The 14,194-nt window shown below is 71.7% G+C and carries 15 protein-coding genes; 10 read left to right on the top strand and 5 right to left on the bottom strand.

What is annotated here, in order from left to right; all coding sequences use genetic code 11:
• Positions 1-107 precede the first annotated feature (107 nt).
• The 3 genes from ACIA8O_RS06205 (at position 108) to ACIA8O_RS06195 (ending at position 3,543) form a co-directional block, all read left to right on the top strand.
• Positions 108-1,454, top strand: a complete 1,347-nt coding sequence (locus tag ACIA8O_RS06205) for a hypothetical protein (protein ID WP_396292370.1) — start codon at positions 108-110, stop codon at positions 1,452-1,454.
• Between the two features lie 88 nt (positions 1,455-1,542).
• Positions 1,543-2,007: an Lrp/AsnC family transcriptional regulator gene (locus ACIA8O_RS06200; RefSeq protein ID WP_396292369.1), complete on the top strand. Its 465-nt coding sequence runs from the start codon at positions 1,543-1,545 to the stop codon at positions 2,005-2,007.
• A gap of 174 nt (positions 2,008-2,181) precedes the next feature.
• The gene (locus ACIA8O_RS06195) at positions 2,182-3,543 is read left to right on the top strand and encodes a pyridoxal phosphate-dependent decarboxylase family protein (RefSeq protein ID WP_396292368.1); all 1,362 of its coding nucleotides are present in this window, start codon (positions 2,182-2,184) and stop codon (positions 3,541-3,543) included.
• Positions 3,544-3,550: 7 nt separating this feature from the next.
• Here the strand turns inward: ACIA8O_RS06195 and ACIA8O_RS06190 are convergent, their stop codons facing one another.
• Both ACIA8O_RS06190 and ACIA8O_RS06185 read right to left on the bottom strand, forming a co-directional pair.
• A complete protein-coding gene (locus ACIA8O_RS06190) occupies positions 3,551-4,183 on the bottom strand; it encodes a (2Fe-2S)-binding protein (RefSeq protein ID WP_396292367.1) in 633 nt (210 codons plus the stop codon).
• A 29-nt stretch (positions 4,184-4,212) separates the two neighbouring features.
• Entirely contained in the window at positions 4,213-5,085 is an 873-nt protein-coding gene (locus ACIA8O_RS06185) for a GNAT family N-acetyltransferase (protein ID WP_396292366.1), read from the bottom strand.
• A 209-nt stretch (positions 5,086-5,294) separates the two neighbouring features.
• Between ACIA8O_RS06185 and erpA the strand changes: the two genes are divergently transcribed.
• The gene (gene erpA / locus ACIA8O_RS06180) at positions 5,295-5,648 is read left to right on the top strand and encodes an iron-sulfur cluster insertion protein ErpA (protein ID WP_345279850.1); all 354 of its coding nucleotides are present in this window, start codon (positions 5,295-5,297) and stop codon (positions 5,646-5,648) included.
• A gap of 50 nt (positions 5,649-5,698) precedes the next feature.
• Here erpA and ACIA8O_RS06175 read toward each other — a convergent pair whose 3' ends face one another.
• Positions 5,699-6,280 carry a hypothetical protein gene (locus tag ACIA8O_RS06175; RefSeq protein WP_396292365.1) on the bottom strand — a complete coding sequence of 194 codons (582 nt, stop codon included), beginning with the start codon at positions 6,278-6,280 and terminating at the stop codon, positions 5,699-5,701.
• Positions 6,281-6,383: 103 nt separating this feature from the next.
• Here ACIA8O_RS06175 and ACIA8O_RS06170 point away from each other — a divergent pair, with 103 nt between their 5' ends.
• Positions 6,384-7,097 (top strand): hypothetical protein, encoded by a 714-nt coding sequence (locus tag ACIA8O_RS06170; protein ID WP_396292364.1) that lies wholly within the window; start codon positions 6,384-6,386, stop codon positions 7,095-7,097.
• 11 nt (positions 7,098-7,108) lie between these two features.
• Here the strand turns inward: ACIA8O_RS06170 and ACIA8O_RS06165 are convergent, their stop codons facing one another.
• Positions 7,109-7,330: a hypothetical protein gene (locus ACIA8O_RS06165; protein ID WP_396292363.1), complete on the bottom strand. Its 222-nt coding sequence runs from the start codon at positions 7,328-7,330 to the stop codon at positions 7,109-7,111.
• 252 nt (positions 7,331-7,582) lie between these two features.
• On the opposite strand from ACIA8O_RS06165, the gene ACIA8O_RS06160 reads away from it, so the two are divergent.
• Entirely contained in the window at positions 7,583-8,560 is a 978-nt protein-coding gene (locus ACIA8O_RS06160; RefSeq protein ID WP_396292362.1) for a carbohydrate kinase family protein, read from the top strand.
• Between the two features lie 49 nt (positions 8,561-8,609).
• On the opposite strand, the gene ACIA8O_RS06155 is transcribed toward ACIA8O_RS06160, so the two are convergent.
• Positions 8,610-9,998, bottom strand: coding sequence for a cysteine desulfurase/sulfurtransferase TusA family protein (locus tag ACIA8O_RS06155; RefSeq protein WP_396292361.1), 1,389 nt, complete (start codon positions 9,996-9,998; stop codon positions 8,610-8,612).
• Positions 9,999-10,150: 152 nt separating this feature from the next.
• Here ACIA8O_RS06155 and ACIA8O_RS06150 point away from each other — a divergent pair, with 152 nt between their 5' ends.
• The 4 genes from ACIA8O_RS06150 (at position 10,151) to ACIA8O_RS06135 (ending at position 14,169) form a co-directional block, all read left to right on the top strand.
• On the top strand, positions 10,151-10,693 hold the full coding sequence (locus ACIA8O_RS06150) for an RICIN domain-containing protein (RefSeq protein WP_396292360.1): 543 nt from the start codon (positions 10,151-10,153) through the stop codon (positions 10,691-10,693).
• A gap of 445 nt (positions 10,694-11,138) precedes the next feature.
• Positions 11,139-11,993: a cytochrome c oxidase subunit II gene (gene coxB / locus ACIA8O_RS06145; RefSeq protein WP_396292359.1), complete on the top strand. Its 855-nt coding sequence runs from the start codon at positions 11,139-11,141 to the stop codon at positions 11,991-11,993.
• On the top strand, positions 11,990-13,771 hold the full coding sequence (gene ctaD, locus ACIA8O_RS06140; protein WP_396292358.1) for a cytochrome c oxidase subunit I: 1,782 nt from the start codon (positions 11,990-11,992) through the stop codon (positions 13,769-13,771). The genes coxB and ctaD overlap by 4 nt, the downstream gene beginning before the upstream one ends.
• The gene (locus ACIA8O_RS06135; RefSeq protein WP_396292357.1) at positions 13,771-14,169 is read left to right on the top strand and encodes a cytochrome c oxidase subunit 4; all 399 of its coding nucleotides are present in this window, start codon (positions 13,771-13,773) and stop codon (positions 14,167-14,169) included. The genes ctaD and ACIA8O_RS06135 overlap by 1 nt, the downstream gene beginning before the upstream one ends.
• Positions 14,170-14,194 lie beyond the last annotated feature (25 nt).

The following is a 14,194-nucleotide window of genomic DNA, read 5'->3' as shown; positions in this document are numbered from 1 at the left end:
AAGGATTTCTGACCCCCCGTCACATCTCCCTTGTGATAATCCCCGTCATCAATGAGGATCTTGGTCGGATCGAGGAAGATCCACTGGACCTCACGGGGGGAGTACGCATGTCCGCGAACGAACGAGGGACGCTCGGCCGCCGCTCACTGCTGGCCGGCCTGACCGGAGTGGGCGCCGCCGGGGCGCTGGCGCTCGGCGCCGGGACGGCGGAGGCGGCGGAGGCGGCGGCCGGCACGTACGTGGTCGACGTGCTGGCCAAGAACGCCGACCCGACCGGGCAGACGCCCAGCGACCAGGCCTTCAAGGACGCGGCCACCGAGCTGCTGGCGTCGTTCCAGCCCGACCCGGTCTCCGGCGCCATCCCCAAGAAGGTGCTGCTGATCCCGCCGGGCAACTACCTGATCACCCAGCCCGACGCGCTCCTGCCCGGCATCGCCGGCCCGGGCAACGGCGGCATCGTGGACGGCATCGCGATCGTCGGCCACGGCAAGCGGCTGAGCCGGATCACCTACGCGCCGACCGCCCGGGACACCACCTTCTGGACCAACCGGGACCGCTACAAGAACATCCGGATCAGCGGCCTGACCTTCGAGAGCAAGGACGCCACCGCCACCTTCAACTACGCCTACTCCTCGGACGCGGGCGGCGTGCAGGACACCTGGTACACCGACGTCGAGTGGCGCGGCGACTGGAAGGCGGGCATCGTCCTGGACGGCGCCCCGGACCGGGTGGCCGGGGACACCACCAGCCCGCAGTCCGACCTGAACAGCGAGATGGGCTGGGACCACTGCCAGGTGGCCGGCAGCTACGCCGACGCCTTCCTGGTGATGGGCGCGACCCCGGCCGCCACCCAGCAGGACCAGTTCCTCAACATGTGGTTCCGGGACTGCAAGGTCGAGTTCAGGTCCGGGGTCTTCGTGCGCAACGAGCGCGGCGGCTCGATGAACTTCACCGGCGGCTCGTACATCCTCACCGACCCGGCGGCCAACGGGACCTTCTTCAAGCTGGGCGGCACCACCGGCCGGGCCGACTCGGTCAACCGGCTCTACGCCCAGGGCATCCGGTTCGAGGTCCGCAGCGCCAAGCACAAGGTCATCGACTCGGCCTGGTACAAGGGCACCATCACCTTCGTGTCCTGCGACGACACCGCCCTCTCCTTCCAGTCCTGGGCCACCACCGCCCAGCCGCACGTCTACCGCTTCGACGCGGTCAGCCCCAACCGGGCCCCGATGATCCGCTACCAGGACTGCGCCCTGATGGGCTCGCACCAGGTCACCACCACCAGCGCCACCACCGCGGGCAAGCTGCTCTACGACGGCTGCCGCTTCATCGACGCGACCGCCGGCACCGGCACCACCGGCGGCTTCCTGCGCTGGACCGGGAACTCGCCCTGGTACGAGTTCCGCGACTGCCTGACCGGCTCCACCCGACTGGCCGACGCCAAGGGCCAGTAATCCGCCACGGGGGACGCGCCCGGCACCGGGTGCGTCCCTCGGTGCAGAATGGTTCGGCGTTTCGTTTCTTCCCAGGAGCCCCGTACCGATGAGCACCAACAGACCGTCAGATCCCGGCGGGGCCTCCCTGGACGAGACCGACCGGCTGCTGCTCACCCACCTGAGCCGGGACGGCCGCGCCTCCTACGCCGAGATCGGCCTGCTGGCCAACCTCTCCGCCACCGCCGTCCGCCGCCGGATCGACCGGCTCCGGGCCCGCGGCGTGGTCCGCGGCTTCACCGTGGTGGTCGACCCGGACGTGCTGGGCTGGCAGACCGAGGCCTTCGTCGAGGTCTACTGCCGCGAGCGGACCGCCCCCGAGGAGATCCTGGCCAGCCTCCGCCAGTTCCCCGAGGTGGTCGCCGCCTGGACGGTCACCGGCGACCCGGACGCCCTGGTCCACCTGCGGGCCTCGGACACCCGCCACCTGGAGGCCGTGATCGAACGCATCCGCAAGGAGCCCGGCGTCCAGCGCAGCCGCAGCTCGGTGGTGCTCTCCCGGCTGATCGGCTGACCCGGGCCCGGCGACGCAGGAATCCTGCGCGGACCCCCTCGAACACGCCCGATTCCGGCCCGGACCGCCGCGTTCCGACGCGCGCCGGGCGCACACCGCTGCCTACGCTGATCATGTCCGGCGCGCCCCCTCCGCCCCGGTCCTCCCACCCTCACCGCAGCGAGAGGCACCACCATGTCCGCAGCCCCCGACCGCATGCACCGGCCCGACAACGAGCTGGTGGACCTGGTGTTCGACTACATGCGCGAGCGGCTGCAGTACGACCCGGTGCCGCTCGACCACCCCGGCGACGGCGAGCACCTCAAGGCCCAGCTGGCCGGCCTGCTCAACCCGAGCGGCAACAACCCGGCCGACGTGCTGAAGCTCTACGACCACGAGCTCTCCCGGGCCGTGATCTCCGCCGACAGCCCGCGCTACCTCTCCTTCATCCCGTGCGCCCCCACCAAGGCCGCGCTGCTCTTCGACATGGTGGTCTCCTGCGCCTCGCTCCAGGGCATCTCCTGGCTGGAGGCGGCCGGCGCCATCGCCGCCGAGAACCAGGTGCTGCGCCTGATAGCGGACCGGGCCGGGCTGCCCGAGACGGCCGGCGGCACCTTCGTCTCCGGCGGCTCGGCCGGCAACCTGTCCGCCCTGGTGGTCGCCCGCGACACCGCCCGCCGCCGCCTCGGCGAGGGCGTCAAGCTGCGGGTGGCCGTCGCCGACCAGGTGCACTCCTCGGTGAAGAACACCTTCAACATCATCGGCGTCGAGGCCTTCAAGGTCCCGACCGTCGACCGCCGCTTCACCGGCGAGGCCCTGCGCGCCGCGCTGGCCGCCGACCCGAACCCCGAGACGGTCATCGCCGTGGTCGGCACCGCCGGCACCACCAACGAGGGCATCGTCGACGACCTCCAGGGCCTGTCCGAGGTCACCCGCGAGCGCGGCATGTGGTTCCACGTGGACGGCGCATACGGCGGCGCCGGCCTGTTCGCCCCCTCCGTCCGGGAGCGCTACAACGGCATCGAGCACGCGGACTCCTTCGTGGTGGACCCGCACAAGTGGCTGTTCGCCCCGTTCGACTGCGCCGCGCTGATCTACCGCAACCCGCAGCTGGCCCGCGCCGTGCACACCCAGGACGCCTCCTACCTGGACGTGCTGCACACCGAGGGCGACGAGTGGAACCCCACCGACTACGCCTACCACCTGACCCGCCGGGCCCGCGGCCTGCCGCTCTGGTTCTCGCTGGCGGTGCACGGCACCCAGGCCTACACCGACGCGATCGAGGCCGGCCTCACCCTGGCCCGGGAGACCGCCGCCCTGATCGAGCGCACCGAGCACCTGGAGCTCCTGATGGACCCCCAGCTCTCCTCGGTCTGCTTCCGCCGCACCGGCTGGACCCACGAGGACTACTACCGCTGGTCCCAGCAGCTGCTGGCCGACCAGATCGGCTTCGTCACCCCGACCGGCTGGGACGGCGAGACCGTCGCCCGGTTCGCCTTCCTGCACCCGGGCACCACCATGGAGATGGTCGAGGAGATCCTCGCCACCATGGCCTGATCCACCGTCAGCGCCCGGGCGGCCTGTCGAAGACGCAGTCCCCGCACAGGCCCGCCCCCGGCGCCCGGTAGTACAGGCAGCAGCTCGTCCGCCGGCCGTCGGCCCGCAGCGCACCGCGCAGCGGGCCGACGGTCAGCAGTTCGGCCGCCAGCTCCCGGCCCGCGCCCAGCACCTTCACCGCCCCGGCCAGCGCCGAGGCCGCGTTCCCCCAGAGCAGCCCCTCGGCCACCGGGGTGACCCGGCGCACCGCCTCACCGAACGGGCGCAGCTGACCCTCCACCACCTCCAGGTACAGCTCCGCCGCGAGGCCGGCCGGGCCGGGCTCCCGGACCCCGGGCACCCAGAGCTCCAGCATCCCGCCGGGCACCAGCCGCCAGGACGCGCCCGCCAGGTCCGGTACCACCCCGCCGACGGCCGCCGTGCCCAGCGCCACCGACCAGAACCGGGCCGCCGCGCCCAGCTGCGCCGCCGAGGCGGCCACCCGGAGTTCCGCCGTCCCCATCCGCCGTGCCACGTCGGCGATCCGCTCCCGCAGGAACGCCGCCGAGCGCAGGTCGGCCACCGGCCGGAACCCCTCCGGCGGCCGCGGCCCCGGCGTGACGGCGAAGAACCCGCCGATGCCCGCCACCTTCCGCAGCACGTCCTGACCGTCCGTCAGGCCGCCCCCGCTCACAGGAACGCCGGGTTCGGCACGTACGTGGCCGGCGGTCGCATCCCCCGCACCGCCAGGTACCCCTCGGTGGAGAGCGAGAGGCCGAGCTCCAGACCGACGTCCACCGCCCACTCCTGCTCCGCCGTCAGCCCCTCGACCACCACCTCCGCCCCGTCCGGGGTGCGGGCCAGCGCCTCGCGCAGCAGCCGGGTGGCGATCCGCTTGGAGGTGGCGGCCAGCAGCTTCACCGCCCCGCCGTTGCGGTAGCAGTAGCCGCTCCCGGCCAGGGTGTCGGCGATCAGCAGCTCGTCGTAGTGCGCCAGCATGAACGCGTGGTCCACCCCGTGCGCCGAGCCGCGGGCCCGGCGGTCCACCGAGTCCAGCAGGTGCAGGTGGGTGCGGTTGCCCGGGTGCACCGGGATGTCGCCCGGGTCGAGCAGGCCCGTCCGGTCCACCGTGCCGGTCAGCCGCATCGCCGGGTGCAGGGTGAACCCGGCCCGCCGGTAGCGCCGGGCGGCGGCCGGGGAGGCCGAGGCGTAGAGCATCCCGCGCAGGCAGCCCCGTCCGTACGTGCCCGCCTGCTCCAGCAGCAGCCGGCCGAGCCCCTGCCCCTGGGCCTTCGGGACCACCGCGAACAGGGAGAGCAGCCAGAGGCCCTCCCGGCGCAGCGAGAGCGCCACCCCGAGGGGCTCCCCGCCGTCCTCGGCGACCCAGCAGCCGGGCTGGTCGTGCCGGATCGCGTGCACCGTCCTGGCGAGCTCGCGGGTGACCTGGTCCGGGTCCGGCGGCGGGCCGTCCGCGGGCCCGGCCGGATCGCGGAAGGCGGCCCGGCCCACCGCCTCGACGGCCGCCGCGTCGGCGGAGGTGTCCTGGAGCTGACGAATGATCACCCGTTCATCCTGCCGTGACGGCGTGACCCGGGCGGGGGCTTTGTCAGGATCGGCCGGTGACCAGGCCCCGGCGGTGTGCGAGCATGGGGGCGTGGAGGGTGGACACGCACCACCTCCACCACTCGAGAACCACCGCCCGGGGAAATGAATCCGGGAGGCCGCTGGTTGGCACTGGCGGCAGTTCGTCGTCACATACCGGGAGTAACCAGATGAGCGTCCAGGACGAGACCACCGTCGAGAGTGGTCTGCTCCTCACCGATTCCGCCGCGGAGAAGGTCAAGGGTCTGCTGGACCAGGAGGGCCGCGACGACCTGGCGCTCCGTGTCGCCGTGCAGCCCGGCGGCTGCTCCGGCCTGCGCTACCAGCTCTTCTTCGACGAGCGCTCGCTCGACGGCGACGTCGTGAAGGACTTCAACGGCGTCAAGGTCGTCACCGACCGCATGAGCGCCCCGTACCTCGGCGGCGCCACCGTCGACTTCGTCGACACCATCGAGAAGCAGGGCTTCACGATCGACAACCCGAACGCCACCGGCTCCTGCGCCTGCGGCGACTCGTTCAGCTAGTCGTACCGCGAAGGCCCCCACCCGCTCCGGGTGGGGGCCTTCGTCGTCCCTCAGTGCTGCGGGCCGCCGACCTGGTCCGGGCCCTGGTTGCGCGGCAGCTCCTGACCGGTGTTCTGGTCGAAGACCGTCCGGCCCTCCAGCTGTGCCTTGAGGTCGGCCGAGACCTCCTGCAGCTTGGCGATCGCCGCGCAGGCCTGCCCGGCCGGCTGCGGCTCCCGGACCACGACCTTCGCCTGCACGGTGCCGGGCTTGGACTCGTCCAGCTTCAGCCCGTACTTCTCACAGACCCCGCCGTAGAAGGTGACGGTCAGCCGGAGCCCGTCCACCCGGTACGAGACCCCGGGAGCCTTGCCGCTCGGGTCGGGCTCGCCCACCGCGATGCCGGGGGTGGTCGTGGTGGGCGTGGGGGTGGGGGAGGGCTTCACCGGCGGGGGAGTGGACGGCCGGGGCTCGGGGTTGGACGGGTTCGCGGAGGCCGAGGCGGAGGCAGCGGCCGACGGGGTGCCCGCCGGGACGTCGCCGGGCGAGGTCGAACCGGAGGTGGTGGCCGAGCCGCAGGCCGTCGCGGTGCCCAGCGCGAGCAGCAGGCCGGCGACGGCGACGGTCCGGCGGAGCCGGGTCTTCTGGTCCATGGTGCGTCTTCCTCCCGAGGGTGCAGCGTCGTGCTGTGCGGCTTTGACGTGACCCGGCGGAATCCGGTTCCCCCGTGCCCCGCACGGGTGGTAGATCACTGCGGTGAACACACTCATCCGTTCCGGCTACCGGGCACCCCTGTTGATCGCCGCGGCGGCGGCCCTCGCCGTCGCCACCGCCGGATCGTCCTGGATCCTCGCCGTCGCCCTGCTCGGGACACTCGCGCTGGTCCTCCTGCTGGTGCCCGCCGTCGTGGTCGTGCTGAGCAGCGCCCTGGGGCCGAGGCGGAGCCGGCTGCGGCGGCCGGGGAACTCCGCACTGCTCTGCACGGCGCTGCTGGCCGCGGTCGGCGCGCTGGCGTACAGCGGGCCCGCTCCGGACGGGCCGCTGCTGCTGGCGGCGGGTTCGACGGGCGGCCTGCTGGTGCTGGGCCGGGCGGTGTGGCAGGTGATACCGGGGACGGAGACCGCCGCCCCGGCCGGGAACTGGCGCTGGGCGGTGCCCCCGCTGCTGCTGGTGGCGGCCGTCGGGATGGTCCGGCTGGACCTGCCGGAGCGGGCCCGGTTCGGGCTCGGGCGGGCCGCGCTGACCGACTTCGCCCGCTCGGACTCCACCGGGCCCGGGTGGGTCGGGACGTACCGGATCGGCGACGCGGTGCGCACGGGCACGGGGGTGCTGTTGATCGTGGACGGCACCGGCGGCGTCTCGGGGCCCGCGGGGTACGGCTACTTCCCGGACGGGCGCCTGCCCGAGGACTACGGGACCTACACGCACCTGTCCGGGCCCTGGTACCGCTGGGTCCAGGACCCGGTCTGACCGACGGTCCGTCAGCTCCCGTACTCGGACATGCCGGCCACCAGCCGGCGGGTGCCCGGCGGCACCGAGAGGGCGCCGGCAGCGGGGCGGGCGGGCTCGGGCTGGAGGGCGGTGGTGGGCCAGAACAGGCCCATCCGGCGGGAGGAGCTGACCAGGGCGTCGAGGGTGTCGAGGTCCGCGTCACCCCGGAGGGCGGCGGGCACGCGCAGGGTGGTCGGCCGGTTCGGCATCATCGGTAGGGGCTCCGATCGGCGGGCCGCGAGGGTGGGTCGCGGGCCTGGAGGGGCCGGGCGGTCGGGCCCCGGCAGATCCGACCCTAGATCGGTGGGCCGGGCCGGGCCAGGCTTACCGCGCGGTAGTACCCGTGGGTGTCGCGATCGAGCGGCGCTGGAGGCGTGGTGGGCGCCCGGGCGGCGGGCCGGTAACGTGTGGGGGTCAATTCCATCGCTTGACCCGGCCGTCCCCGGCCACCTGAGGAGTCCACCGTGCGCATCGCCGTCGCCGGCTCGATCGCCACCGACCACCTGACCACCTTCCCCGGCCGCTTCGCCGACCAGCTGGTCGCCGAGCAGCTGCACACGGTGTCGCTCTCGTTCCTGGTGGACACCCTGGACATCCGCCGGGGCGGGGTCGCGCCGAACATCGCCTTCGGCATGGGCGTGCTGGGCCTGCGCCCGGTGCTGGTCGGTGCGGCCGGCGCGGACTTCGAGGAGTACCGCAGCTGGCTGCAGCGCAACAACGTGGACACCGACTCGGTGCACATCTCCGAGACCCGGCACACCGCGCGCTTCATGTGCACCACCGACCAGGACCACAACCAGATCGCGTCCTTCTACACCGGCGCGATGGCCGAGGCCCGCAACATCGAGCTCAAGCCGATCGCCGACCGGGTCGGCGGCCTGGACCTGGTGCTGATCGGGGCCGACGACCCGGCCGCGATGGTCCGCCACAGCCAGGAGTGCCGCACCCGCGGCTACGCCTTCGCGGCCGACCCCTCGCAGCAGCTGGCCCGGCTGGACGGCGACGACATCCGGACCATCGTCGACGGCGCCACGTACCTGTTCACCAACGAGTACGAGGCCGCGCTGATCGAGACCAAGACCGGCTGGGACGCGGAGGAGATCCTGCGCCGGGTCGGCACCCGGATCACCACCCTGGGCTCCAAGGGCGTGCGCATCCAGCGGGCCGGCGAGCCGGACGTCACGGTGGGCTGCCCGGTCGAGGAGCGCAAGGTCGACCCGACCGGCGTGGGCGACGGCTTCCGGGCCGGCTTCCTGGCCGGTCTCTCCTGGGACCTCGGCCTGGAGCGCTCGGCCCAGCTCGGCTGCATGCTGGCCACGCTGGTGATCGAGACCGTCGGCACCCAGGAGTACGAGCTCAAGCACGGCGCCTTCCTGGACCGCTTCGCCGCCGCCTACGGCGACGAGGCCGCGGCCGAGGTGCGCGCGAAGCTCGCGCGCTGACGCACCGTCACCCGCTGGAAGGGGCTCCGGGAGACCGGGGCCCCTACCGTCACGCCGTCCGCTCCACCAGGTAGGCGGTGCCCCGCTCCACCCCGTAGTGCTCGGCGGGGGCGGTGCCGCGGTAGGCCTGGCCGCGCATCTCGCACCAGGCCGGCACGTCCAGGCGGGCCGCCTCGTCGTCGGCCAGCACCACCACGCTGCCGCCGACCGGCACCTCGCCGATCCGCTTGGCCAGCTCGATGACCGGCAGCGGGCAGCGCTTGCCCAGCATGTCCAGGACCAGCTCGGCGGAGCCGTCCGCCGCGGCCGGGGCCGGGAGATCGAGGCCGAGCGGGGCGCGGACCCCGGCGACCAGGCCGGGCAGCAGCTCCAGGAAGCGGCCGACGGCGTCCTCGGGGGTGCCGTACGGGAGCGAGACCCGGACGTTGCCCTCCGTCAGCACGCCCATGGCGGCCAGCACGTGGCTGGGGGTCAGGGTGGAGGAGGTGCAGGAGGAGCCGGAGGAGACCGCGAAGCCGGCCCGGTCCAGCTCGGACAGCAGCACCTCGCCGTCCACGTAGAGGCAGGAGAAGGTGACGATGTGGGGCAGCCGGTGCACCGGGTCGCCGACCACCTCCACCTCGGGGACCAGGCGCGGGACCTGACGGCGGATCCGTTCGACCAGGGCGTGCAGCCGGACGTTCTCGGCCTCGGCCTCCGCCCGGACGGCGCGCAGCGAGGCGGCGGCCGCGACGATCGCCGGGACGTTGACGTAGCCGGGCACCCGGCCGCGCTCGCGCTCGTCGGCGGGCAGCGGGGAGACGTAGCGGACGCCCTTGCGGACCGCGAGCACGCCGACCCCGGCGGGGCCGCCCCACTTGTGGGCGCTGGCGGCCAGCAGGGACCAGCCGCCGGGCAGCGCCACCCGCCCGGCCGACTGGGCGGCGTCCACCAGCAGCGGGACCTCGCCGAGCAGGGCGGCCGTCTCCTCGACCGGCTGGACGGTGCCGGTCTCGTGGTTGGCGGACTGCAGCACGGCGAGCGCGGTGTCCGGGCGGGCCAGCGCGGCGAAGGCCTCGGGGGAGACCCGGCCGAGGCGGTCCACCGGGGCGGTGGTGACCTCGCCGCCCTCGGCCTCGAAGCGTTCGGCCGAGTGCAGCACGCTGGAGTGCTCGACCGCGGAGTGCAGCAGGTGACGGCCCGTCCGCCGACGGCCGGTCAGGGCGCCCAGCACGCCGAGCTGGACGGCCTGGGTGCCGCTGGCGGTGAAGGAGACCTCGTCGGCCCGGCACCCCAGCACCTCGGCCACCGTCTCCCGGGCGGCGTCCAGCAGCATCCGGGCCTGCCGCCCGGAGCGGTACAGCCGGGCCGGGTCGGCCCACCCCTCGTCCAGCGCGGCGGTCAGCGCCTGGCGGGCGACGGGGTGCAGCGGAGCGGTGGACGCCACGTCGAAGTACATGGCGCCATCTAACCCGATTCGGGTCGCGGTCAAACGAGTTGGCGGCGAAACGATCACGTGTGGGAGCATGATCGCCGCCATGGCTGCGGGGGAAGTCGTGCGCGCGTCCATCTCCCCTGCGATTTTCGTCCGCTCGGAGAAATGGATTTCTCGTGGAGAAGAAGACCGTCGTGCGTCTCGGCCGCACCGCCGCCCTCGTCTCGGCCTCGGTGGGCCTCGTCGTCACCATGTCGGTGCCGGCCTCGGCGCAGCCGACCGACACGATCACCAGCAAGAACACCGGCTTCTGCCTGGAGATCGGCGGCTGGAACACGGCGAACGGCGCCAAGGCGGACCAGTGGCCCTGCGGCGCGGGTGGCCAGGCCAACCAGCAGTGGCTGAGCAACGGCAACTGGGGCTGGGGCTGGGCTCCGCTCATCAACAAGCACAGCGGCAAGTGCCTCGAGGTCGGCGGTTGGAGCACCCAGTGGGGCGCCGCCGTCAACCAGTGGGACTGCGGCAGGGACGAGGCCGGCCGCTACGTCCAGGACAACCAGCTGTGGAAGAAGGTCTGGGGCAGCGACCCGAACTACAGCTACATCGTGAACAAGCACAGCGGCCAGTGCCTGGAGGTCGGCGGTTGGAGCACCCAGTGGGGCGCCGCCGTCAACCAGTGGCCCTGCGGGACCGACCAGGCCAACCAGCTCTGGTTCTGATGTCCCGATGAGCGGGGCCGTCGGTCAGCCGGCGGCCCCGTCGGCGTGTCCGGGGCACCTCCGGACGGCCGGTCCGGCTCACCCGTACGGTGGGCGGACAGTTGACCGAGTGTCAGACGTACGTGCGGAGCGGGATCATCCAGTTGGCCCCTCAGGCCTGGTTCCTGACGGTTTGCCCGGTCCGTCGGAGCGTGGCGCCGAGGCGTCGGGGCGCGGGCGTGAGAGCCTTGATCGGCCGCTCTGACCTGCTGCTCCACTCTTTTGAGGGCTGATCGGGTAGCCGGACGGCGCGTTAGCGGGGGCTGCTCGTGAGTGCCGCATAAGGATGGAGTAGCGTTTGGCCCGCATAAGCATTCAAACCGTGCCCGTGGCCGGGTCGCCGGGGAGGCGCACAGCGACTCCCGGGGGCGACGCGATCCCGGGCGAGACTTCGGGAAGGCGCTACGTGAGTCCCAACGGCTCCGACCGCTCGCCGCGGCGCACGATGCGGCGGAAGCTGCCTCAGGCGCTGGCACTGGGCCTCGTCATCGCGACCGCCACCGGCTGCTCGGCCAACGACCTCCCCAGGCTTGGCCTTCCGACCCCCGTCACCGCAGAGGGCCCGCTGGTCCTCCGCATGTGGCAGGGCTCCTGGATCGCGGCTCTGGTGGTCGGCGCACTGATGTGGGGTCTGATCATCTGGAGCGTGATCTTCCACCGCCGCAGCCGCACCAAGGTGGAGGTCCCCCCGCAGACCCGGTACAACCTGCCCATCGAGGCGTTGTACACCGCGGTCCCCCTCGTCATCGTCTCGGTCCTGTTCTACTTCGTCGCCCGCGACGAGGCTCGGCTGACCCAGACCTCCGCCAAGCCGGACCACATGATCAACGTGGTCGGCTTCCAGTGGAGCTGGGCGTTCAACTACGAGAACACCGAGAACCCGGACCCGGCCAACACCCAGGCCGCGTACGAGGTCGGCACCACGGGCGAGCCTCCGACGCTCTACCTGCCGATCAACGAGACGGTGCAGTTCCGCCTCACCTCGCGGGACGTCATCCACGACTTCTGGCCCGTCAACTTCCTGATGAAGCAGGACGTGGTCCCGGGCGTGGTGAACAAGTTCGAGGTCACGCCGACCTCGTACGGCACCTTCCGCGGCAAGTGCGCCGAGCTCTGTGGCAACGACCACTCCCGGATGCTGTTCAACGTCAAGGTCGTCGACCGGGCGGAGTACGACAAGCACCTGGCCGAGCTGCGCGCTAAGGGCCAGAAGGGCGCGGTGCCCTCCGGCATCTTCAGCAGCCAGGGAAGTGAGAAGTGACTATCCTCAACGAGCCCGCAGCCGCGGGCGGGGCCGCCGGGGCTTCGGTCACGGCCGGCGCCCAGCGGACCCGCAAGCCCGGGTCCACCATCATCAAGTGGATGACCACCACCGACCACAAGACGATCGGCACGCTGTACCTGGCGACGTCGTTCGCGTTCTTCCTGATCGGTGGTGTGCTGGCGCTCGTCATGCGCGCCGAGCTCGCTCGTCCGGGGACCCAGATCCTCTCCAACGAGCAGTTCAACCAGGCGTTCACCATGCACGGCACGATCATGCTGCTGATGTTCGCCACCCCGCTCTTCGCGGGCTTCGCGAACTGGATCATGCCGCTCCAGATCGGCGCCCCCGACGTCGCCTTCCCGCGGCTGAACATGTTCGCCTACTGGCTCTACCTGTTCGGCTCGATCATCGCGGTGGCGGGCTTCCTCACCCCGCAGGGTGCCGCCGACTTCGGCTGGTTCGCCTACTCGCCGCTCTCCGACGCCGTGCGTTCGCCCGGCATCGGCGCCGACATGTGGATCATGGGTCTGGCCTTCTCCGGCTTCGGCACCATCCTCGGCTCGGTCAACTTCATCACCACCATCATCTGCATGCGCGCGCCCGGCATGACGATGTTCCGGATGTCGATCTTCGTCTGGAACGTCCTGCTGACCGCCGTGCTGGTGCTGCTGGCCTTCCCGGTCCTCGCGGCCGCGCTGTTCGCCCTGGAGGCGGACCGGAAGTTCGGGGCCCACGTCTTCGACCCGGCCAACGGTGGCGCCATCCTGTGGCAGCACCTGTTCTGGTTCTTCGGCCACCCCGAGGTGTACATCATCGCGCTGCCGTTCTTCGGCATCGTCTCGGAGATCATCCCGGTCTTCAGCCGCAAGCCGATGTTCGGTTACCAGGGCCTGATCGCGGCCACCATCGCGATCGCCGGCCTCTCGGTCACCGTGTGGGCGCACCACATGTACGTGACCGGACAGGTACTCCTGCCGTTCTTCTCGTTCATGACCTTCCTGATCGCGGTCCCGACCGGTGTGAAGTTCTTCAACTGGGTCGGCACCATGTGGAAGGGCTCGCTGAGCTTCGAGACCCCGATGCTCTGGACGGTCGGCTTCCTGGTCACCTTCCTCTTCGGTGGTCTGACGGGTGTTCTGCTCGCCTCCCCGCCGATCGACTTCCACGTCTCGGACTCCTACTTCGTGGTGGCGCACTTCCACTACGTGGTGTTCGGCACCGTGGTGTTCGCGATGTTCGCCGGCTTCCACTTCTGGTGGCCGAAGATGACCGGCAAGATGCTCGACGAGCGTCTGGGCAAGATCACCTTCTGGACGCTGTTCATCGGCTTCCACGGCACCTTCCTGGTCCAGCACTGGCTCGGCGCGGAGGGCATGCCCCGCCGCTACGCCGACTACCTGGCCGCGGACGGCTTCACCACGCTGAACACCATCTCGACCATCGCGTCGTTCCTGCTCGGTCTGTCGATCCTGCCGTTCCTCTACAACGTCTGGAAGACCGCGAAGTACGGCGAGAAGATCGAGGTCGACGACCCGTGGGGCTACGGCCGCTCGCTCGAGTGGGCGACCGCCTGCCCGCCGCCGCGTCACAACTTCCTGACGCTGCCGCGCATCCGCTCGGAATCCCCGGCGTTCGACCTGCACCACCCGGACATCGCCGCGCTCGACTACCTCGAGTACCACGGTGAGCCGGCCAAGCACTTCGAGGGCGTCACCCCCGCGAAGTACGACGCTCCGCAGCTGGGCAAGGGCCTGAAGAAGGACGGGGACGCCTGATGAAGGAACAGGGCAAGATCTTCTTCGGCTTCGCCGCGTTCATCCTGATCATGGCCGTGGTCTACGGCCTCTGGTCGAAGGAGCCGGCCGGCACCACCGCGCTGTTCCTCTCCTTCGGTCTGTGCGCCATGGTCGGCTACTACCTGGCGTTCACCGCGAAGCGCGTGGACACCGGCGCGGGCGACAACCCCGAGGCCGAGGTCGCGGACGACTCCGGCGAGCTGGGCTTCTTCGCCCCGCACAGCTGGCAGCCGCTCTCGCTGGCCATCGGTGGCGCGCTCTCCTTCCTGGGCGTCGTCTTCGGCTGGTGGCTGCTGTACTGGTCGATCCCGATCGTCCTGATCGGCCTCTACGGCTGGGTCTTCGAGTTCTACCGGGGCGAGAACCAGAACCAGTAAGGTTCCGGCACCCGCACCGACCGGA

This window comes from Kitasatospora sp. NPDC051853 (assembly GCF_044452665.1).
In the GTDB taxonomy this organism is placed as follows: domain Bacteria; phylum Actinomycetota; class Actinomycetes; order Streptomycetales; family Streptomycetaceae; genus Kitasatospora.
Note: the sequence above shows the minus strand (reverse complement) of the source record. Positions and strands in the feature narration are given on the sequence as shown.

What these genes read in the sequence shown, in the direction of transcription:
- ACIA8O_RS06165 (WP_396292363.1), bottom strand. Translation starts at nt 7,330, where the DNA reads ATGATGCCGAACCGGCCGACCACCCTGCGCGTGCCCGCCGCCCTCCGG.
- ACIA8O_RS06155 (WP_396292361.1), bottom strand. Translation starts at nt 9,998, where the DNA reads ATGTACTTCGACGTGGCGTCCACCGCTCCGCTGCACCCCGTCGCCCGC.
- ACIA8O_RS06135 (WP_396292357.1), top strand. Translation starts at nt 13,771, where the DNA reads ATGAAGGAACAGGGCAAGATCTTCTTCGGCTTCGCCGCGTTCATCCTG.
- ACIA8O_RS06200 (WP_396292369.1), top strand. Translation starts at nt 1,543, where the DNA reads ATGAGCACCAACAGACCGTCAGATCCCGGCGGGGCCTCCCTGGACGAG.
- ACIA8O_RS06195 (WP_396292368.1), top strand. Translation starts at nt 2,182, where the DNA reads ATGTCCGCAGCCCCCGACCGCATGCACCGGCCCGACAACGAGCTGGTG.
- ACIA8O_RS06175 (WP_396292365.1), bottom strand. Translation starts at nt 6,280, where the DNA reads ATGGACCAGAAGACCCGGCTCCGCCGGACCGTCGCCGTCGCCGGCCTG.
- erpA (WP_345279850.1), top strand. Translation starts at nt 5,295, where the DNA reads ATGAGCGTCCAGGACGAGACCACCGTCGAGAGTGGTCTGCTCCTCACC.
- ACIA8O_RS06205 (WP_396292370.1), top strand. Translation starts at nt 108, where the DNA reads ATGTCCGCGAACGAACGAGGGACGCTCGGCCGCCGCTCACTGCTGGCC.